This window comes from Caballeronia sp. ATUFL_F1_KS39, from assembly GCF_023630985.1.
Taxonomy (GTDB): Bacteria; Pseudomonadota; Gammaproteobacteria; order Burkholderiales; family Burkholderiaceae; genus Caballeronia; species Caballeronia zhejiangensis.
In genome coordinates, this window is record NZ_JALQDZ010000036.1 from 27,559 (window position 1) to 46,136 (window position 18,578).

The 18,578-nt window shown below is 61.8% G+C and carries 19 protein-coding genes; 9 read left to right on the top strand and 10 right to left on the bottom strand.

The annotated features are described in order from the left end of the window. Positions 1-141: 141 nt before the first annotated feature. A complete protein-coding gene (locus NCR93_RS17285) occupies positions 142-834 on the top strand; it encodes a GntR family transcriptional regulator (protein ID WP_008353303.1) in 693 nt (230 codons plus the stop codon). Between the two features lie 77 nt (positions 835-911). Here NCR93_RS17285 and NCR93_RS17290 read toward each other — a convergent pair whose 3' ends face one another. Beyond that, positions 912-2,225 (bottom strand): MFS transporter, encoded by a 1,314-nt coding sequence (locus NCR93_RS17290; protein WP_175979360.1) that lies wholly within the window; start codon positions 2,223-2,225, stop codon positions 912-914. Between the two features lie 120 nt (positions 2,226-2,345). Here NCR93_RS17290 and NCR93_RS17295 point away from each other — a divergent pair, with 120 nt between their 5' ends. After that, positions 2,346-3,257 carry a LysR substrate-binding domain-containing protein gene (locus NCR93_RS17295; protein ID WP_175979361.1) on the top strand — a complete coding sequence of 304 codons (912 nt, stop codon included), beginning with the start codon at positions 2,346-2,348 and terminating at the stop codon, positions 3,255-3,257. 7 nt (positions 3,258-3,264) lie between these two features. On the opposite strand, the gene NCR93_RS17300 is transcribed toward NCR93_RS17295, so the two are convergent. The 3 genes from NCR93_RS17300 to NCR93_RS17310 form a co-directional block, all read right to left on the bottom strand. Beyond that, positions 3,265-3,597 carry a hypothetical protein gene (locus NCR93_RS17300; RefSeq protein WP_008353299.1) on the bottom strand — a complete coding sequence of 111 codons (333 nt, stop codon included), beginning with the start codon at positions 3,595-3,597 and terminating at the stop codon, positions 3,265-3,267. A gap of 1,034 nt (positions 3,598-4,631) precedes the next feature. Then, positions 4,632-6,161 carry a sensor histidine kinase gene (locus tag NCR93_RS17305; protein ID WP_175979362.1) on the bottom strand — a complete coding sequence of 510 codons (1,530 nt, stop codon included), beginning with the start codon at positions 6,159-6,161 and terminating at the stop codon, positions 4,632-4,634. After that, on the bottom strand, positions 6,158-6,889 hold the full coding sequence (locus NCR93_RS17310; RefSeq protein WP_175979363.1) for a response regulator transcription factor: 732 nt from the start codon (positions 6,887-6,889) through the stop codon (positions 6,158-6,160). The genes NCR93_RS17305 and NCR93_RS17310 overlap by 4 nt, the downstream gene beginning before the upstream one ends. Positions 6,890-7,072: 183 nt before the next feature. On the opposite strand from NCR93_RS17310, the gene msrB reads away from it, so the two are divergent. Genes msrB through msrA form a run of 3 tightly spaced genes read left to right on the top strand, consistent with a single transcriptional unit; the run spans position 7,073 to position 10,177 of the window. After that, positions 7,073-7,576, top strand: a complete 504-nt coding sequence (gene msrB / locus NCR93_RS17315) for a peptide-methionine (R)-S-oxide reductase MsrB (protein WP_175979364.1) — start codon at positions 7,073-7,075, stop codon at positions 7,574-7,576. A 43-nt stretch (positions 7,577-7,619) separates the two neighbouring features. Continuing rightward, on the top strand, positions 7,620-9,440 hold the full coding sequence (locus NCR93_RS17320; protein WP_250532265.1) for a cytochrome c biogenesis protein DipZ: 1,821 nt from the start codon (positions 7,620-7,622) through the stop codon (positions 9,438-9,440). A gap of 41 nt (positions 9,441-9,481) precedes the next feature. After that, positions 9,482-10,177, top strand: coding sequence for a peptide-methionine (S)-S-oxide reductase MsrA (msrA, locus tag NCR93_RS17325; protein WP_175979569.1), 696 nt, complete (start codon positions 9,482-9,484; stop codon positions 10,175-10,177). On the opposite strand, the gene NCR93_RS17330 is transcribed toward msrA, so the two are convergent. Continuing rightward, entirely contained in the window at positions 10,141-11,268 is a 1,128-nt protein-coding gene (locus tag NCR93_RS17330) for an aminotransferase class I/II-fold pyridoxal phosphate-dependent enzyme (protein WP_175979366.1), read from the bottom strand. The genes msrA and NCR93_RS17330 overlap by 37 nt on opposite strands. Before the next feature lie 94 nt (positions 11,269-11,362). Here NCR93_RS17330 and NCR93_RS17335 point away from each other — a divergent pair, with 94 nt between their 5' ends. Beyond that, the gene (locus tag NCR93_RS17335) at positions 11,363-12,256 is read left to right on the top strand and encodes a LysR family transcriptional regulator ArgP (RefSeq protein ID WP_250532266.1); all 894 of its coding nucleotides are present in this window, start codon (positions 11,363-11,365) and stop codon (positions 12,254-12,256) included. A 3-nt stretch (positions 12,257-12,259) separates the two neighbouring features. On the opposite strand, the gene NCR93_RS17340 is transcribed toward NCR93_RS17335, so the two are convergent. The 3 genes from NCR93_RS17340 to NCR93_RS17350 all read right to left on the bottom strand — a co-directional run bounded on the left by NCR93_RS17340 (position 12,260) and on the right by NCR93_RS17350 (position 14,061). Beyond that, entirely contained in the window at positions 12,260-12,637 is a 378-nt protein-coding gene (locus NCR93_RS17340; RefSeq protein WP_175979368.1) for a DUF427 domain-containing protein, read from the bottom strand. A gap of 94 nt (positions 12,638-12,731) precedes the next feature. Beyond that, positions 12,732-13,064 carry a DUF4148 domain-containing protein gene (locus NCR93_RS17345; protein WP_175979369.1) on the bottom strand — a complete coding sequence of 111 codons (333 nt, stop codon included), beginning with the start codon at positions 13,062-13,064 and terminating at the stop codon, positions 12,732-12,734. A gap of 103 nt (positions 13,065-13,167) precedes the next feature. After that, positions 13,168-14,061 carry a ketopantoate reductase family protein gene (locus NCR93_RS17350; RefSeq protein ID WP_175979370.1) on the bottom strand — a complete coding sequence of 298 codons (894 nt, stop codon included), beginning with the start codon at positions 14,059-14,061 and terminating at the stop codon, positions 13,168-13,170. Positions 14,062-14,519: 458 nt separating this feature from the next. Between NCR93_RS17350 and NCR93_RS17355 the strand changes: the two genes are divergently transcribed. Continuing rightward, positions 14,520-15,230 (top strand): FadR/GntR family transcriptional regulator, encoded by a 711-nt coding sequence (locus NCR93_RS17355; RefSeq protein ID WP_175979371.1) that lies wholly within the window; start codon positions 14,520-14,522, stop codon positions 15,228-15,230. A 13-nt stretch (positions 15,231-15,243) separates the two neighbouring features. On the opposite strand, the gene NCR93_RS31930 is transcribed toward NCR93_RS17355, so the two are convergent. Next, the gene (locus tag NCR93_RS31930) at positions 15,244-15,372 is read right to left on the bottom strand and encodes a hypothetical protein (RefSeq protein ID WP_268811586.1); all 129 of its coding nucleotides are present in this window, start codon (positions 15,370-15,372) and stop codon (positions 15,244-15,246) included. A 37-nt stretch (positions 15,373-15,409) separates the two neighbouring features. On the opposite strand from NCR93_RS31930, the gene NCR93_RS17360 reads away from it, so the two are divergent. Continuing rightward, positions 15,410-15,883, top strand: a complete 474-nt coding sequence (locus NCR93_RS17360) for a ferritin-like domain-containing protein (RefSeq protein ID WP_175979372.1) — start codon at positions 15,410-15,412, stop codon at positions 15,881-15,883. A 66-nt stretch (positions 15,884-15,949) separates the two neighbouring features. On the opposite strand, the gene NCR93_RS17365 is transcribed toward NCR93_RS17360, so the two are convergent. After that, positions 15,950-16,606, bottom strand: coding sequence for a peroxiredoxin (locus NCR93_RS17365; RefSeq protein ID WP_008353285.1), 657 nt, complete (start codon positions 16,604-16,606; stop codon positions 15,950-15,952). Between the two features lie 431 nt (positions 16,607-17,037). Here NCR93_RS17365 and NCR93_RS17370 point away from each other — a divergent pair, with 431 nt between their 5' ends. After that, positions 17,038-18,546 (top strand): amino acid permease, encoded by a 1,509-nt coding sequence (locus NCR93_RS17370; protein ID WP_175979570.1) that lies wholly within the window; start codon positions 17,038-17,040, stop codon positions 18,544-18,546. Positions 18,547-18,578 lie beyond the last annotated feature (32 nt).

Below are 18,578 nucleotides of genomic sequence, written 5' to 3' on the forward strand. Positions count from 1 at the left end.
ACAGAGATTAGCGATGTGGATCGGCGTTGTCTCTATGGGTAAACGTGAATGAAAACAGGCACGCGATAACGTTGCGTTGACGCGTAAGGCCGGCCCGCTGTACCCTTGCCGTATTCTGTATCCAGAACTTACGCTCGAATCATGCCCGCCAAACTTCTCAAGCTCCAGGCCCGCACCGACTATGTCGACGAGGTCTACAAAGTTCTGCTCGACGCCATCAGTTCGGGTTCGCTCGCGCCCGGCACGCGCATCACGCAGGAAGAGATCGCCGAACAGCTTGCGGTTTCGCGCTCACCCGTCCTGCAGGCGCTGCGTCTGCTGAAGAAAGACGGTCTTGTCGTCGATGCGCCCGGACGCGGTCTCCTCGTCACGCCGCTCGACCCCGCATGGATCAGTCATCTCTATGAGATTCGCGGCGCGCTGGATTCGCTCGCTGCGCGTCTCGCCGCCGAACGCGGCGCGAAGATCGACAAGGCGATCATCACCAATGGCAGGCGCGCGTCGAAGAGCGACGATGTCAAGGCGATGATCGATGCCGACATGGCCTTTCATAACGCGATCTACGTGGCATCGGGCAATCCGTTGATCGCCGAGACCGCGCAGACGCACTGGGTTCATCTGCGCCGCGTGATGGGCGCCGTGCTGCAGGCATCGGGACAACGCAAATCGATCTGGGACGAACATGCTGCCATCGCGGCGGCCATCGCGGAAGGCAACGGCCACCGTGCCGCCGAACTTACCGATCTGCATACCGCCAACGCGCGAAGAAACCTCGTCGAACGGCTCGGCGTCGTGCTGAGCGAGCAACGCGAACGGGAATCGGAAGCAACGTGATCTCACGCACGGGTTGCGAGTTGCATCGACGGCGAAAGCCCCTGTTTCAAGGGGCCGTTTCGCTTGGCGTGCGCGAGTCAGTCGCTGCGACGGCGGCTGTTCACGAGCGCGGCGGGCACCGCGAACACGAGCAGGCTGCCGATCACGCAACTCGCCGCGAGACCGAGCACGCCGCTGCCCGTCGAACCCGACTGCGTCTGGATCACGCCGATGAGCCAGGGACTCACGACGCCCGAGATGCTGCCCACGGAATTCGCAAGCGCAAGGCCCGCGGCTGCAGCGCCGCCGCTGAGAATCGCGGGCGGCAGAACCCAGAACTGCGAGATGGTCGTGACTACGCCCATCGTCGCGAGCGTGAGACCGATCATGCCGAAGAACGTGGAGTGCGCGTACATCACGCTCATAAAAAGGCCGAGCGCGCCGACGAAACCCGCGCCCGCAAGATGCCAGCGTCGCTCGCCACGCTTGTCCGAGCTATGGCCGACCGCGAGCATTGCAATGGCGCCCGCGGCATAGGGAATCGCCGAGAGCAGGCCGATATCGAGCGGATCGGTCACGCCGCTCGCCTTGACGAGCGTCGGCAGCCAAAAGCTCACGCCGTAGAGCCCCATCGTGAAGAAAAAGTACGTCACGGACAGCAGCAGTACTTTCGGATGCAACAATCCATCCTTTACCGAATGCAGCGCATGCGCCGGCTCTTCGTCGCGCAGATTGGCTTCGAGCATTGCTTTTTGCGAGTCGTTGAGCCACTTCGCATCGGCGACCTTGTCGTCGAGATAGAAGTACGCGACCACGCCCAGAACGGCCGTCGGAAGGCCTTCGAGCAGGAAGAGCCATTGCCATCCCGCGATGCCGTGCGCGCCGCCCATATGCGTCATGATCCAGCCGGACAGCGGCCCGCCAACGACGCCGGACATCGGAATGCCCGTCATGAAGAGCGCGGTTACTTTGCTTCGGCGCGAAGCGGGAAACCAGTACGTGAGATACAGCAGGATCGCCGGAATGAAGCCTGCTTCGGCCACGCCGAGCATGAAGCGCATGATGTAGAAGCTCGTCGGCGTCGTGACGAACATCATGCCGGCAGAGATCACGCCCCACGTCACCATGATGCGCGCGATCCAGCGACGTGCGCCCACGCGCAACAGAATGAGATTGCTCGGCACCTCGAACAGCAGATAGCCGACGAAAAACACGCCCGCGCCCGCACCGTAGACGGCGTCGCTGAAATGCAGATCATTGAGCATCTGCAACTTCGCGAAGCTCACGTTGATGCGATCGAGATACGCGCACAGATAGCACACGAAGAGAAATGGCAGCAGACGCCATGTCACTTTCGCATACGTCGACGATTCATCGCCTGTCAGATACGCAACCGGACTGTGGGAACTCATGCTTTGTCTCCTGGTTATGTCATGCGTCTGGATCGCTCACATGTTCGTCACCTCAAACCAGAAAGACAAACGATGCCTGTTCATCCATCCATGACAGGCTCTCATGCATAAGGTGTTTCCATGAGGCGCATTCCGAACTTCGTACTCCTGCGCGCATTCGAAGCAGCCGCGCGTCTGGAAAGCTTCACGCTTGCCGCAAGCGAGCTTCATCTCACGCAATCGGCGATCAGTCATCAGGTCAAGGAACTCGAGCAGTATTTCGGCAGGCCGCTCTTTCATCGGCGCAACCGGCGCGTGGAGACGACGTCCGAAGGCCGTCGCCTGCATGAAAGTCTCGGACGCGTGTTCGATGTCATCGAAGCCGCATGCGCCGAAGTCACGCTCGATCCGCTCGCGCAAGTGCTCGCCGTTCATTGCGCGCCGAGCTTCGCCGTGAAATGGCTCGGGCCGCGTCTGCCCGAATTCATGCAGACCCATCCGAACGTGACGATACGTCTGTCGTCGGACGCCGAGCCCGCCGATCTCGCACGCGCCCGCGAAGTCGACGTTGCCATTTCATATGGCTTCGCACACGAACGTGCCGGTGTCGTCTCGCGCGCACTGGGCACGGAGCGCATCATCCCGATGTGTTCTCCGTCCTTGTTGCAGGAAGGCGTGCCAGCGCCGGAGCACATTGCGAGGATGACGCTGATCGACTCGCAACTCAGCCGTGTGACGTGGCCCGGCTGGTTCGAGCTCAATGGGCTCGACATGCCACGCGGGCCGCGGCCTTCGTTCGACCGTGCGGCGCTCGCGATATCCGCGGCGGTGGATGGCATGGGCGTCGCGCTGGAAACGACGCGCCTCGCCGAGCGCGAGCTTGCGCGCGGCGATCTGATCGAGTTGGGCGCGGGTGTGTTCGCGCCGCTCGCAAGGGAGACGCACTTTCTCTCTTATCGCGCCAACGAACGTGATGTCGAAAAAGTGAAATGTTTCTGTGACTGGGTGCTGGCGAAGGCTGGCCTTGATGACGCGAAAGAAGTCGAAGCGTGAGGCGAAATCATGCCGCCTGTCTCGCCCGCTCCTCCTCGACCATCCGGGCGTGTGCATACACGCGATCGCGTTCGCGCGCGACGAGCGTGCGCTTGCGTGCAAGCGTCTGTCGATGATATTTCGGGTCACCCATCTGCATCACGTATTCACCGTGACGATGACGCAGGTAGCGCTGGAAAAACTCGGCGCCGGGCAAGCCGCTGTCGAGCGCCATGAGCACGCCGTAGTCGATGTCGTGCACATCCCCGAGTGCCTTGATTGCGGATTCGAGCGCGGCATAACGCTGCGGCAGTGGCACCCCCTTGTCGCATAGCGCATGAAAGCGCTGATAAGTCAGCACTTGTCCGTGCGATGCACACCGCCATAACACTTTCGCAAGCCGTTGACTGAGTTCCGTTTCCACGTTTCCTCCCGCAAGGTGCGCGGATCGTATGAGTGTGACATTCCACCGTCATTCGGATTTCGAAGACGGCATGCGGTTGCCTGGAAAATCACCTGCAACGCCAGAAGATATGCGCAACGCTCGCCATTGCGCCAAATCGCCTTGCGCGCATCGCCGAAAGCGTCATGCAATGCGGCCAGGTCGAAGAAACCTGTCTATGAAGATTCAGTTGAGCACGTTTTAATAATTCGCATGTTTCTATTTCCCACGCTGAAAGAAAGAACTCATATAGCGAAGAACACGAAATGCGATAAACGTCTATGCTTATTAGACCTTTCACAATGCACATATAGCATTGCGCACGAATCCGCACCGCTGCATGATGCAGCAGTGGACTCGCGGGAACCTTCTGACACGAGCGACTCGGCGCGACTTGTGTGCGCTTTCGCTTAATATTGACCTCGGCGGGTCTTATTGATTGCCACGCCACAGCGCCGTAACTTTTGACCAGCAACCATGCGCGGCGGCTGCGACTCGATTACATGCTAGCAAACATATTGCAGGAAACCAAGGAAAGATTCCACATGAAAGAACGTTCCGCGCTTTCGCGCGGCTGTCGTTCGGCATTTTTTTCCATCGTCGCCTGCGGCCATATCGGCCGATCGATTCGCAATGCAATGAAGAGGAGCCTCTAAAGAAACCATATAACTTGCTTAAGCAAAGACGCCACGCAGATTACGCGCCGTTTCACCTGCGCCGCTCGACGCGCACTTCACACGCGGCACACTTCTTAAGATTGGTTTAAGTCTGAGAGACTAAAACGTCATCAAACGGGCAAGATAGTGCCCCTTGCAATTTGCTTCGTATCGGTTTTCACGAAAACGTCCACGCGGATGGTCAGGCCGGGCAACGCCGCACGCGCAATCCAACAGCGCGATCAGGCGCAGGCGACGACCATCCCATTCAGCCCGGCAGAAATGCCGGGCTTCTTTTTAACCGCGCCCTCCGCGCACTTGCGGCGCGCCATTGCCGGTCTGCGTAATGGCGACGGGCAGATCGAAGTGAAACGTGGTGCCCGTGTCTTTCGAATCGATCAGGCGAATCTGGCTGCCGTGCAATTGCAGCATGCGTTGTACGATGAGCAGCCCTAGCCCGCCGCGATGCGCGCCGCCCGAAGCGAACGGACGCATGAAAAGCGCCTTGCGCATTTCCGGCGGAATGCCCGTACCCGTATCGCTGATCGTGACTTCCACTCTGTCAGATTGTTCGCGCGCAAGTGCAAGTGTCACGTCGACGACGCCTTGCGCAGGCGTATGACGGATCGCGTTATCGAGCAGATTCGTGAACACGCGCTCGATCATGCCGAGATCCGCCGTTACGTTCGGCAAGCGTGGCGCGATCTGGGCATTCAGGCGCACGCCCCGCGATTGCGCGGGCAGTTCGAACTTTTCGAATACGTCCTGCACCAGATCGGCGAGAGAGAACGCCTCGGCTTCGGGCGCGACCATGCCGTGTTCGAGTTTCGCCAGTTCGAACAATGACTGCGCGAGATGACCCACCTTCGCGCTCTGTGCAAGCGCGATCGACAGATAACGACGCCGATCGGTATCCGGCAGCGTGTCGGACTTGAGCGACAGCGTCTCGAGATAACCATGCAGCGATGACAGCGGCGTGCGCAAATCGTGCGAGATGTTCGCGACCATCTCGCGACGCTCGCGATCCTGCTGACCCAGCGCGCGCCACTGCTCGCCGATGCGTTCCGCCATCTGCGCGAACGCGCTTTCGAGCACGACGATCTCGTCGCGTTCGTTCGCCCGCGCATCGGGCGTGTCGATGCGCGCGAGCGCCGGCGGTTCTGCTGGCGCGCCACGCGCGTCGAACTTGCGCATTGCTTCGGTGAGGCGGCGCAGCGGCCGCGTAACGAGCCCGAATGCAACCAGGCCCGCGACGAGCCCGAGCAATGTGACGAGGCCCATCGACGCGAGCGTGGTGCGCAACACCGCGCTCGCCGATGCCTTCGCAGCCAGCGCATCGTGCTCCTCGCCGAGCAGCACGACATAGACATAGCCGAACGGCGGCTTGCCGGGCGCGGCGAGCGGCGCTGCGCTGAAGACTTTGCGGTTGCCCTCGCTGCGCGGATCGTCACCGAGAATCGGCAACACGGCGCCGTCGAGGAACTGCCGCACCGGCGCGAGATCGACATGATCGCGCTTGAGATGTCCGGGCGGCGCATCGTCGGCACGCACGCGCCCCGTGTTATCGAGCAGATAGACTTCGACGCTCGGGTTCACCACCATCAACTGACTGAAGAGCCGGCGCACGGCGGGCGCATCGATGTCGTTGGCATCGGCGAGCGCGCCGTCACGCGCGATATGCGCCGCAAGCCCGCGCGAAAGACTCTGAATGACTTCCTTCTCGCGCAGATCGCTCGCGCGAATCTGCAGCCACGCCGATGCGCCGCAGCACGCGAGCAACAGCACGCAGAACACCGCGAAGAGCCGTTGCGATAAGGTGAGCTTCACGGCGCGCCATCCTTGCCGTCAGGCGATTGCGCCGCGAGCTTATAGCCGTGGCCCCATACCGTGAGAATGCGCTTCGGATCGGCTGCATCTTTCTCTACTTTCGCGCGCAAACGATTGATATGCGTATTGACCGTGTGCTCATAACCTTCATGCCGATAACCCCACACCGCATTGAGCAGGTCCATGCGCGAGAACACCTTGCCCGGATGACGCGCGAAGTGATAAAGCAGATCGAACTCGCGCGGCGTGAGTTCGATGCGCGCGCCATCCACCCATGCTTCGCGCGCGAGCGGATCGATCGCGATGCCCGCCACTTCGATGCGCCCCGTCTCCAGCCGCGAGTCCTTCGCGACCGCATCGACGCGGCGCAGCAGCGCCTTCACGCGCGCGACGAGTTCGAGCACCGAGAACGGCTTCGCAAGATAGTCGTCCGCGCCGAGTTCGAGGCCGAGAATGCGATGCACCTCGCTCGAACGCGCGCTCGTGATGATGATCGGCGTATAGCGTGTCATCGCGCGCGCACGCCGGCAGATTTCGAGGCCGTCGACGCCGGGCAGCATCAGATCCAGAATCAGCGCATCCCATCCGCCCTGTTCGAGCAGGCGCAGCCCTTCGGCGCCATCGGCGCTATGCACGACTTCGTAGCGTTCGTCGCGCAGGTTGAGACTCAGCACATCGGCGATATGCATGTCGTCTTCGACAATCAGAATGCGTTTCGGATGATCCATGAGGAATGTTATCGGCAGAGAAAAACACGCGCGCCCAATCCGCAGAACAATGGACGAGCGTCTGTGCCATTGTGCAGAAAAGCGCGCGGCCAAGTATCACATTTAATTTAACTTTCGGTGAGGACTCGGGGATGCGCGCGCGAATACGATGCCGCTACACCACTCGAACCCGAGGCACGCATCATGCAAACCCGCCGCCGCTTTCTCCTCACAGGCACCGCGGCCGCCGCCGCAGCGTTCGCACTGGGCGGACGCTTTCGCGCGCTCGCGGCCGATCCGAAGACGCAGGAAAGCTTCGAAATCGTCCATAGCGACGATGAATGGCATCGTCTACTCGATCCGGTGCAATTCGACGTATTACGCCGCGAAGGCACCGAACGCCCTTATACGAGCCCGCTCAACGACGAGCATCGCGGAGGCACGTTCAGTTGCGCGGGTTGCAAGCTGGCGGTGTTCTCCTCGCGCACCAAGTTCGACAGTCATACCGGCTGGCCCAGTTTCTGGGCGCCGCTCGATCATGCGGTCGCGACGCGCATCGACGGCTCGTTCGGCGTCGTGCGTACCGAAGTGCATTGCCGGCGCTGCGGCGGTCATCTGGGCCACGTCTTCGACGACGGTCCGAAGCCCACGGGCCTGCGCTACTGCATGAACGGCGTCGCGATGAACTTCACGCCCGGCGCAGCCTGAATCGCGCCAGCACTCCGATCAACCTCGACCACCCGATACCATCATGCTGCTCATCGTTCTTGCCTATCTCGGCGGCGCGCTGACGATTCTCAGTCCGTGCATCCTGCCGGTGCTTCCCTTCGTGTTCGCGCGCGCGGATCAGCCGTTCGTGAAAAGCGGCTTGCCGTTGCTCGCGGGCATGGGCCTGACTTTCGCCGTCGTCGCGACGCTCGCGGCCGTCGGTGGCGGCTGGGTCACGCAGGCCAATCAATACGGTCGCTGGGCGGCCATCGTCCTGCTCGCAGTGTTCGGCCTCACACTGCTGTTGCCGAGTCTCGCCGAGCGCGTGATGCATCCGCTCGTGAGCGCGGGCAATCGTCTCACCGCATTCGCGCAACGCGGCGACGGCAAGCCGAGCTTCGGCGGATCGTTCATGCTCGGCATCGCGACCGGTCTTCTGTGGGCGCCCTGCGCAGGCCCGATTCTCGGACTTGTGTTGACGGGCGCAGCGCTCAACGGCGCGAGCGTCGGCACGACTCTGCTCCTGCTCGCGTATGCAGCGGGCGCGGCGACCTCGCTTGCGGTTGCCTTGCTGATCGGCGGACGCGTGTTCGCCGCGATGAAGCGCTCGCTCGGCGCAGGCGAATGGGTGCGGCGCGGCATCGGCGGGGCGATGCTGCTCGGCGTTGTCGCGATCGGGCTCGGGCTGGACACCGGCGTGCTCGCTCGTGTATCGACGGTCGCGACCTCGGGCATCGAACAACAGCTCGTCGACAAGCTCTCGAACAAGAACCAGGGCGCGATGATGATGTCCGCGAACCCGGCGAACGTCGATAACAACGGACCCGCGATGATGCGCGCGAGCACCGAGCCGCCGAAGTCGCCGAACCCCGCGCCGCTGCCCGTGGAAGGCACGCTGCCTTCGCTCGATGGCGCGGTGCAATGGCTCAACTCGCCGCCGCTTACAAAGGAAGCGTTGCGTGGCAAGGTCGTGCTCGTCGATGTATGGACGTACTCGTGCATCAACTGCCTGCGCACGTTGCCGTATGTGAAGACGTGGGCGCAGAAGTATCACGATCAGGGGCTTGTCGTGATCGGCGTGCATGCACCGGAGTTCGCATTCGAGCGCAACGTCGATAACGTGAAGAAGGCGGTTCACGATCTCGGTATCGATTATCCCGTTGCGATCGACAACAACTTCGCGATCTGGCGCGCGTTGAATAATCAGTACTGGCCGGCGCATTATTTCATCGACGCCAAGGGGGATATCCGCTATCACCACTTCGGCGAAGGCGATTATGCGCACTCGGAGCAGGTGATTCAGCAACTGCTTGCCGAAGCGGGTCACGGCGCCGCGCCTGCCATGGCGATGAGCGCGAAGTATGACGATAACGACATCGGTCAGGGCGCGATGATGCAGGCCGACAACGCGGACATGCGTTCGCCTGAAACGTATATCGGTTACGAACGCGCGCAGCAGTTCATGTCGCCGGGCGGCGAAACGCAGGATCGCATTCACGACTATGCCGCGCCCAACGCCCTCGACGTCAACGACTGGGGACTCGCGGGCGCGTGGAAGGTCGGCGCCGAGCACGCGACGCTCGAAGGCGCGACGGGGCGCATCGTGTATCGCTTTCATGCGCGCGATCTGCATCTCGTGCTCGGGCCGTCGAAAGATGGCAAGCCGGTGCGCTTTCGCGTGAGCATCGATGGCGCGGCGCCGGGCGCATCGCATGGCAGCGACATTCAGGCGGACGGAAGCGGCACCGTGACCGAACAGCGCCTCTATCAGTTGGTGCGGCAGGCGGGCCCCGTCGCCGACCGCACGTTCACCATCGAATTTCTCGACCCCGGCGTCGAAGCGTATGCCTTCACGTTCGGTTGAATGCGACTTCTTGAGGAGCAGACATGTTCAGGACCAACAGCATGACATTCAAGGCCGTCAGCGTGGCCGTATTGTTCGCGGGCGCGTTCGCACTGCAGCGCGTCGCGCATTCGAGCGAGGAAGCCGTGAAGATTCCGCCGCCCGCGCATGACGAAAGCGCGACGGCCGTGCATACGGAAACGGCCGTATTCGCGGGCGGCTGCTTCTGGGGCGTGCAAGGCGTGTTTCAGCACGTTCGCGGCGTGAAGGAAGCGCTGTCGGGCTATGCGGGCGGCGCGGCCGGCACGGCGCAATACGATCGCGTGAGCGAAGGCGATACCGGTCATGCGGAATCGGTGCGGATCACGTATGACCCGGCGCAGGTGTCGTACGGCAAGCTGCTGCAGATCTTCTTTTCGGTCGCGCACAATCCGACGCAACTGAACTATCAAGGCCCCGATCACGGCACGCAATATCGCTCGGCCGTATTCCCGACGAACGCAGCGCAGCGCGAGATCGCCAATGCGTATATCGCGCAGCTCGACAAGGCGCATGTGTATGGCGGCAAGATCGTCACGAAGATCGAAGACTACAAGGGCTTCTATCCGGCCGAAGGCTATCACCAGAACTATCTGACGGAGCATCCGGAAAGCCCTTATATCGCGATCAACGATCTGCCGAAAGTGGCGAACCTGAAGCAGATGTTTCCGGACGCCTATCGTCAGGACGCGGTGCTCGTGACGGTCGCATCCAAATAGGCATCGACGATCGCGAGCACATCGGGCATGTTGCGCCTGCCGAAACCGAGGCGCACATGCTCGTCGCCGTGATCGACCAGCGTCGAGGGCAAGAGGAGCACGCCCGTGCGTTCGAGCAGTTCTGCGCAGAACCGCTCGGCGCCTTCGCGCTTCAACCGCACGAAACCGATCGTGCCCGCGCGCGGACGATGCCACTCGAAACGATCCGCATGGCGCGCGAAGAAGGCGTCTAGCACGCCCAGATTCGCGCGGATGATCGAAACATTGCGTTCGATAAGCGCATCAGTGTGGCGCACTGCAATCGCCGACAGATACTCGCTCGGCGCGCTGTTGCTGATGGTGAGATAGTCCTTGAACGTGCTCATGCGTTCGAGCACTTGCGCGCTCTTCGTCGCGATCCAGCCGAGGCGCAGGCCGGCGAGCCCGTGCGTCTTCGAGAGCGCACCGAGTGAAATCGCGCGCTCGTACACATCGCATGCGGCGGGCAGACGATCCGCGCGATCATGTTCGAGCCCGCGATACACCTCGTCGCTGAATAGCCATAGTCCATGCTTGCGCGCGAACGCGACGATCGCATCGAACACGTCGCGCGACGGCAGATAACCGGTCGGATTGTGCGGCACGCACATCACGAGCGCGCGTGTGGCCGGCGTGACGAGCGTTTCGAGCTCCGCCGGATCGAGCGACCAGCCCGCTTCTTCCCGCGCCTTCCACGGCGCAACGCTCACGCCCAGCGCCTCGGCCACCGTGTAATGCGACTGATAGCCCGGCATATGCACGATCATGTGATCGCCTGGCGCGAGCATCGTGTTCATGAACGAATAGATCGCTTCCTGAGCGCCCGTGTGCACGATGATCTCGTCAGCATCGATGTTCTCGTACAGCGTCGCCAGTTCGCGCCGCAGCGCGGGTGCGCCGGGATATTCCGTATAACCGAGCCAGGTATCGCGCAGACCGTCGATCGAGTCCGGTTCATATGCAAGCAGTTCGCCGATCGACATCGATTCGGGATCGGAAGTGCACAACAGATGGCGCGCGGTGAATTCGTGCTGCGAGAAATAGCGTTCGAGTTTGAACGGGTTCGGTTGCATCGCGTCGCTTGATCGGAATGGAAGAAGGCTCTAGTTTGCGCGTCTGATGTACATTCACACAGCTAAACTTTCTAATTCCGATTAAGGAACGCTAATGCTCGACTACGCTCTCCTCGATTCGCTGCTTTCCGTCGTGCGCACCGGTTCTTTCGAGCGTGCGGCGCGCGAACTGAACGTCACGCCTTCGGCCGTCTCGCAGCGCGTGAAGCTCCTTGAAGAGCGCGTGGGCGCCCTGCTCGTCAAGCGCGGCCAACCATGCGAAGCAACCGCTTCCGCCGCGCTCTTGTGCCGCCACACCGAACGCGTGCAATTGCTCGAAGCCGAACTCGGCGGGCACATGCCAGCCTTGCCGGGCGCGCAGAGCGGGCGGCGCGCGAAATTGCGCATCGCGGTGAACGACGACAGCATGAGCACATGGTTCATCGACGCCGCGGCGGACTTTTGCATCGAACGTGAACTGCTGCTCGATGTCGTCGTCGACGATCAGGATCACACGGCGCAACGCATCCGCGAAGGCGATGTGCAAGGCGCGATCACCACGCAAGCCGAGCCCGTTCCCGGCTGGCGTTCGATGAAGCTCGGACGCATGCGTTATCGCGCGGTATGTTCGCCCGCGTACTTCGCGCGCTATTTCGCCGATGGCCTCACGCGCGATGCGTTGCGCCGCGCGCCCTGCGTCAATTTCAACGAAAAGGATGAATTGCAGAAGCGCTTCATCAAACGCATGAGCCGCGCGGAGATCGAACCGCCCGCGCATGTCGTGCCGCATGGCGAGGGCTTCGTGCGCGCGTGCACGTCGGGGCTGGCGTGGGGAATGTGTCCGCAACGGCTCGTCGCGCAACACGTCGAAAACGGCGACCTGGTGGAAGTGTCGCCGGGTGCGCGCTTCGACGTCGATCTCTACTGGCAGAGCTGGCGTCTTTCGATCGGCTGGCTGGACGACTTCAGCGCGATGCTCAAACATCGCGCCAGATCGTTTCTCGATTGAGCATTACGCTTCGCGGGTTTCGATCGAATCCACGCGATCTCGATAGAACGCGAGATGATCTTTTATCGACGCAACAGCCTCATAAGGAGACTCATACGACCACACCGCGTTGGCCGACTTTTGTCCACCTGAAGGGATACTGTAATAGCTGCACTCACCCTTGTAAGGGCAGTATGTCGTGTGCGACGTGCGTTCGAGTTGCGACATGTCCACGTCCTTGCGCGGCACATATAGCACCTCGGGATACGATGCCTCGCGCAATGAAAGCGCTTCGGTCGTATCGGCGATCACCCGTCCGCCCGCTTTGACCAGCACGCGCGACGGACTGCGCTCGATCGTGATCGGATGATCGGGACCGGGAATCTTGACGGCTTTATCCATGAGTGTCTTCCTGCGAACGAACGCACCATAGCGAACGGAAGAATCGATGGTAACGCCGTTGCGTCGAACACGCAGAACCCGGCCCCTCGCAGCATCAATGACCGAAATAAAGGGGCTTGGTGCCGTCGTTGTCCATCCGCGGCATCGCGCGCATGCCTGCAGCCGAGCGGCCGCTGGGTGCGCCGCCGTAGGAATTCATATCGGCGTTATAGGCATTGTTCTGCCCCGATGCGCGGCGCTCGGCGCGCTGGATATCCGACGGATACGAAGTCTGGTCCGAGCGCGACGGATCGTAGCCCGCTGCTTCGACCTGCCTCAGATCTTCCTTCACCTGACCCCGCGTAAGCGACGAATCGGTTTGCGCGAATGAAAGCGCCGGCGCCACCACTACAGCGGCGACGGCCACGGCTTTGACGAACGATTTCATGGTGAACCTCCGGTATGTTGGCCTGCGCACGGTGATTTCTGTGCGTGCTTCATACTCAGCATCGCCCGTGCCCGGCAACGACCGTCGTCCGTCTAAAACGCGCCTACGAACCCTTGCTCTCGATTGCCTTGACGAGCGCATGCAGCACGCGATTCGCCGGCGTCGGCACGCCGAGCGCTTCGCCACGCCGCACGATCAGCCCGTTCAGATGATCGATCTCGCTCTTCTTGCCGCGCGCGAGATCCTGCGCCGTCGACGAGAACTGATTCGGCATCGTCTCGGCGATACGGCGCACGGCGGCATCGACATCGCCGGGAATCGTCACGTTGTCCGCTTTCGCGACCGCAAGGCATTCGTCGACGACATCGCGCATCGTGCGTGTAATGCCCTCGCCCTGCACGAGCTTTCCATAAGGCAACTGCGTGATCGCGGACAGCGCGTTGTAGGCGCAATTCAGCACGAGCTTCGCCCATAGCGCGCCGCGCACGTTGTCGGAGATTTCGGTCGGCACGCCCGCCGCCACGAGCGCACGCGCAACGCCTTCGCTCTTCGTCGATGGCTCGATCACGAGTTCACCGCGTCCGTTGTGCTTCACGTGCCCCGGCCCCGCCATTTCCGTCGCGACGTACACGACAGCGGCCGCCGCCTCTTGCGGCAACAGTTCGCGCAGGCGCTCCGCATTCTCGACGCCGTTTTGCAGCGACAGCAGCAGCGCATCGTGTTCGAGATAAGGCGCGAGTGCCTTCGCGGCGCTTTCGGTGTCCGTGGACTTCACGCAGAAGAGCACGAGTTGCGCGCCCTTCACGGCGCTCGCATCGGTGCTCGCGGCGACGTGTACCCGTTCGTCGAAATGCTGGGTGTCGAGCCGCAAGCCGTCGCGTTCGACCGCCTCGACATGCTGCGGCCGCGCGATCAGCACGACCTCGTGACTCGCGCGCGCGAGCATGCCGCCGTAATAACAACCGACCGCGCCCGCACCCATGACGGCGACTTTCATGTTTCGCTTCTCCCGTTGCGATGTTGAACTGTGGCTCGAAAAGGTAACACATGGCTGCGGACGGTCCGTTACGTCACGGATGTTGCGCAAACGCTTGCGGACTTCGCATGGATTCGCGCATCTGCCCGTGTCCACGCGATTTTGTGGTCGGACGCACCATAGTCAGTCGAATTCGCGGCTCACCATATTGTTAAAACGGGCCACGCACAATACGCTTCTTTCAGCGGATCGACGATGCTGTCCAAACAATGCCGACCGCTGCGGGGTGTGCGGCCAAGGCCGCATCGAGTAGTCAAATCCGGGGGACCAAATACACGGCGTGCCGGGCAAGCGCATCGCGCGAGCGGTCGACCGTGCGGCGCACCGAGGCGCCGTGAACTTAGACAAGCGCTGGCCTTGCCGCTCGGCGACGAGCAGCTCGAAGCCGCAGGCGCGGGCGTTATCACGAGAACAAAAACATGAATCATGGATATGAAGCATCGCTCGTCAAGCGCGTGGTGAATCAACTCGTCGCGGGCATCGTGAGCGGCGAATACCAGGACAACGTGCTTCCGCCACAAGTCATTCTTTCGAAGAAGCACGGTGTGAGCCGGACCATCATGCGAGAGGCGTTGAGCATTCTCATCTCGCGCCGCATGCTCGACGTGCGGCCCAAGACGGGGACGCGCATCAAGCCTGCACGAGAATGGCTTATCATGGACCCGGAAGTCGCCGAGTGGCGCATGCGTGCGCTGCACGATCCCGACTGCATCCGCAGGCTGATGGAATTTCGCGCGCTCGTCGATCCGCCTGCCGCCGCGCTCGCCGCGACGCGTGCGAACCGGCATCAGCGCATCGCCATCAACGCGGCCTATCAGCGGCTCCTGCATGCGAGCCCGTCCGAACCCTTGCAGTCCGCCGCCGAAGAGGCGCTGCAGGCCGCCGTCGTCGATGCAAGCGGCGATGAAGTGCTACGGCAGATGGGCAGCGTCGTGCGCGTCGGCATCCGCACCATGAAGGCGGCGCTGCGCAATCAGCCCCATGCGCTGCCGCGCGTGCCCGATTCGCAGCTCGGCGATTACGGCAGGCTCGTGCGCGCGATCGAAACCGCCGACGGCGACGGCGCGCGAGCGGCCATGTCGCAAGTGCTGTCGCGCACTGCCTCGCTCTGGATCGAAGAAATCGCCTGAAGCCGGTTCTGAATCACCATTCGGATGCAGCGGCGGGCAGGCCGCCCGCATCGCCTTCATGGCCCGCCGGGAGCGCATCTTGCGCGCCCGGACGCCGCACTTTCGCCTCGCATGCGCCGCGCGCGTGACTACAATGAGTCATGCCTGTGCATGCGCGGCGTTGAAAAACGGAGGCAAGAATGGCAGAGCTCGAAAAGGAAAGGGTCGTCGGCGTCCTGAACAAGATTCTCGAATCCGAACTGGCGGGTGTCGTGCGTTACACGCACTATTCGTTTCTCGTCTTCGGCTTCGGACGCATTCCCATCGTCTCGTGGCTGCGCGCGCAGGCCGATGAATCCCTGCTGCACGCGCATCAGGCCGGCGAATGGATCACGACGCTCGGCGCGTATCCGTCGCTTGAAATAGGCCCGCTGCTCGACAATCACACGTTCGACATCGCGACGATCCTGCGCGAATCGCTGCAATCGGAAAACGTCGCGCTCGGTCATTATCGCGAGTTGCTCTCGCTCGTCGAAGACCGTTCCGTCGCGCTGGAGGAATACGCGCGGCAGATGATCCAGGTCGAGGAACTGCACGCGGGCGAAGTGGACAAGATGCTGCGCAGGCCCGGCGAAGTCGAAACGTCGCCCGAGCGACGCACGGGGCATAACTGAGCGAAATGAAAAGCGCCGGTCCGCATTTCGCGGGCCGGCGCCTGAGACGCCCGGAAGCGCCGTGTCTTACTTCGGCTGCGCGACCGTGCGCAGATAGGGCTTCAGCGTCTTGAAGCCTTCGGGATACTTCTTCTTCGCGTCTTCATCCGAGACGGACGTCGGAATGATGACGTCATCGCCCGGCTTCCAGTTCACCGGCGTCGCGACCGTGTGCTTCGCGTTCAGTTGCAGCGCGTCGAGCAGGCGCAGCACTTCGTCGAAGTTGCGGCCCGCGCTCATCGGATACGTGAACGTGGCCTTCACCTTCTTGTCCGGACCGACGATGAACACCGCGCGGATCGTCGCGTTGTCGTTCGCCGTGCGCGGATTCGCGCCGCTCGCGTTCGGATGGATCATGTCGTAGAGCTTCGCGACGTTGAGATCCGCGTCGCCGATCATCGGATAGTTGACCGCCGTGCCCTGCGTTTCCTCGATGTCCTTCGCCCACTGCGAGTGATTCGTCACCGGGTCGATCGAGAGGCCGATCACCTTCGTATTGCGCTTGTCGAACTCGGGCTTGAGCTTGGCCATATAACCGAGCTCGGTCGTGCAAACCGGCGTGAAGTCCTTCGGATGCGAGAACAGGATTGCCCATTTGTCGCCGATCCACTCGTGAAAGCGAATCGTGCCTTCGGTCGTCTCTGCCGTGAAATCGGGGGCTTCATCACCAATGCGTATAGCCATATCAAATCTCCACGTGAGGAAAAGGCCGGTGAACGTTCCATATGCATAAGAACGGTTCCGGGTTAAGGATTGCAATCGTGAATGTGATTATAGTGCGCGATGCATCGGCAATTGATGACCGCTGGCGTCGTGTGGTCATGCGTCGCGCCGCACGAGCCACGGCGGATATAGCCAGCGGCACGTTTCCTGCTCCGTACCCGCGACGCCGTGAATAAGCATATTTCGTAAATGTCCGTTGCTCGCGTTTCGCACGGCGCCGCGCTCGAATTCGCCGGCGAAATCTGCTATCACGAGACACATACGTCAGACCGAACGTGCAAGTGCAAGGCCGCAGGCACCTGGATCATCGCGCAGTCGAACAGGCGACAGAATTCGCCGCGCCACCCGGCGTGGCCACGCTGCCGCCGCATAAGGAGGCGATCGTGACCGTCATGCAAAGAAAGTCCGTTGCTGCGTTGCAAAGCGAAGCGGCCGAAAGCGAGGAAGTGCTTCAGGAACACGGCGGCCACGCGCTGAAGCGTTCGCTCACCGCGCTCGATGTCGTGTTGCTCGGCATCGGCTGCATCATCGGCGCGGGGATTTTCGTGCTGACGGGCCACGCGGCCGCCACCAACGCCGGCCCCGCGATCATCATCTCTTTCGTGCTCGGCGCAATCGTTTGTGCGCTCGCTGGCCTGTGTTATGCTGAGATGGCTTCCACCGTGCCCGTATCGGGGAGCGCGTACACCTACGCTTATGCGACGATGGGCGAACTGATTGCGTGGCTCATCGGCTGGGATCTGATACTCGAATACGCGGTCGGCGCAACGACCGTCGCGATCGGATGGTCGGGTTATGTCGTGAGCTTTCTGCATTCGATCGGCATCGACATACCCGAACAGCTTGCGAAAGCGCCTTTCGCTTACGATCCCGGTCACGGCTGGAGTCATGTCGGCGCGATCCTCAACGTGCCCGCGATGGTGATCGTCGGGCTCATCACGATTCTTCTGGTTATCGGCATACGCGAGTCGGCGCGTGTGAACAGCTTCATCGTCGTCATCAAGGTGCTGATCGTGCTCGCGTTCATCGCGGCGGGCATCGCCTATGTCGATACGAACCACTGGGTCACTCCGCAAAATCCGACCGGCGCGTTCATACCGCCGAATACCGGCGAGTCGGGCGTGTTCGGCATGAGCGGCGTGTTGCGTGGCGCGGCCGTCGTGTTCTTTGCCTATATCGGTTTCGATTCGGTATCGTGCGTCGCGCAGGAGACGCGCAATCCGCGACGCGACATGCCGATCGGCCTTCTCGGTTCGCTCACGATCTGCACCATTCTCTACGTGCTCGTTTCGTACGTACTCACCGGCATCGTGTCTTACGACAAGCTGAACGTGTCGGACCCGATCGCAGTCGGCGTCGATGCGATCGGCATGCGCTGGCTTTCGCCCATCGTGAAACTGGGCGCGATTTTCGGTCTGACGTCGGTGATTCTCGTGCTGTTGCTGTCGCAGCCGCGCATCTTCTATTCGATGGCGAAGGACGGACTCTTGCCACCGTTCGCATCGAAGATTCACCCGCGCTTTCACACGCCCTATATCACGACCATCATCACCGGCATCATCGTGATGATTCTTGCGGGACTGTTGCCCATCGGTCTCGTCGGTGAACTCGTGAGCATCGGCACGCTGTTCGCGTTCATGGTGGTGTGCATCGGCGTGCTCGTGTTGCGCATCACGCAGCCGAATCTCGAACGCGCATTCAAGACGCCCGCGGTGTATGTGGTCGCGCCGCTCGGCGCGTTGTCATCGCTCTTTCTGATGTCCGGCCTGCCCGCCGATACGTGGATACGGCTCATCGTCTGGATGGCGATCGGCGTCGTCATTTACTTCGGCTACGGCATACGTCATAGCAGGCTGCGCAATCAGCGAGAAGCCGCGCCGCGTCGCCCCGCTCGCGGATGACATTCGAAGGGCCGCTCGAATCGCGGCCCTTG

Excerpts from the sequence above, each read along its gene's own strand:
- NCR93_RS17340 (WP_175979368.1), bottom strand. The coding sequence starts at position 12,637 with ATGGATAAAGCCGTCAAGATTCCCGGTCCCGATCATCCGATCACGATC.
- NCR93_RS17310 (WP_175979363.1), bottom strand. The coding sequence starts at position 6,889 with ATGGATCATCCGAAACGCATTCTGATTGTCGAAGACGACATGCATATC.
- NCR93_RS17370 (WP_175979570.1), top strand. The coding sequence starts at position 17,038 with ATGCAAAGAAAGTCCGTTGCTGCGTTGCAAAGCGAAGCGGCCGAAAGC.
- NCR93_RS17365 (WP_008353285.1), bottom strand. The coding sequence starts at position 16,606 with ATGGCTATACGCATTGGTGATGAAGCCCCCGATTTCACGGCAGAGACG.
- NCR93_RS17345 (WP_175979369.1), bottom strand. The coding sequence starts at position 13,064 with ATGAAATCGTTCGTCAAAGCCGTGGCCGTCGCCGCTGTAGTGGTGGCG.
- NCR93_RS31930 (WP_268811586.1), bottom strand. The coding sequence starts at position 15,372 with ATGACTCATTGTAGTCACGCGCGCGGCGCATGCGAGGCGAAAGTGCGG.
- NCR93_RS17360 (WP_175979372.1), top strand. The coding sequence starts at position 15,410 with ATGGCAGAGCTCGAAAAGGAAAGGGTCGTCGGCGTCCTGAACAAGATT.
- msrA (WP_175979569.1), top strand. The coding sequence starts at position 9,482 with ATGACATTCAAGGCCGTCAGCGTGGCCGTATTGTTCGCGGGCGCGTTC.
- NCR93_RS17285 (WP_008353303.1), top strand. The coding sequence starts at position 142 with ATGCCCGCCAAACTTCTCAAGCTCCAGGCCCGCACCGACTATGTCGAC.
- NCR93_RS17290 (WP_175979360.1), bottom strand. The coding sequence starts at position 2,225 with ATGAGTTCCCACAGTCCGGTTGCGTATCTGACAGGCGATGAATCGTCG.
- NCR93_RS17335 (WP_250532266.1), top strand. The coding sequence starts at position 11,363 with ATGCTCGACTACGCTCTCCTCGATTCGCTGCTTTCCGTCGTGCGCACC.
- NCR93_RS17355 (WP_175979371.1), top strand. The coding sequence starts at position 14,520 with ATGAATCATGGATATGAAGCATCGCTCGTCAAGCGCGTGGTGAATCAA.
- NCR93_RS17350 (WP_175979370.1), bottom strand. The coding sequence starts at position 14,061 with ATGAAAGTCGCCGTCATGGGTGCGGGCGCGGTCGGTTGTTATTACGGC.
- msrB (WP_175979364.1), top strand. The coding sequence starts at position 7,073 with ATGCAAACCCGCCGCCGCTTTCTCCTCACAGGCACCGCGGCCGCCGCC.
- NCR93_RS17330 (WP_175979366.1), bottom strand. The coding sequence starts at position 11,268 with ATGCAACCGAACCCGTTCAAACTCGAACGCTATTTCTCGCAGCACGAA.
- NCR93_RS17320 (WP_250532265.1), top strand. The coding sequence starts at position 7,620 with ATGCTGCTCATCGTTCTTGCCTATCTCGGCGGCGCGCTGACGATTCTC.
- NCR93_RS17295 (WP_175979361.1), top strand. The coding sequence starts at position 2,346 with ATGAGGCGCATTCCGAACTTCGTACTCCTGCGCGCATTCGAAGCAGCC.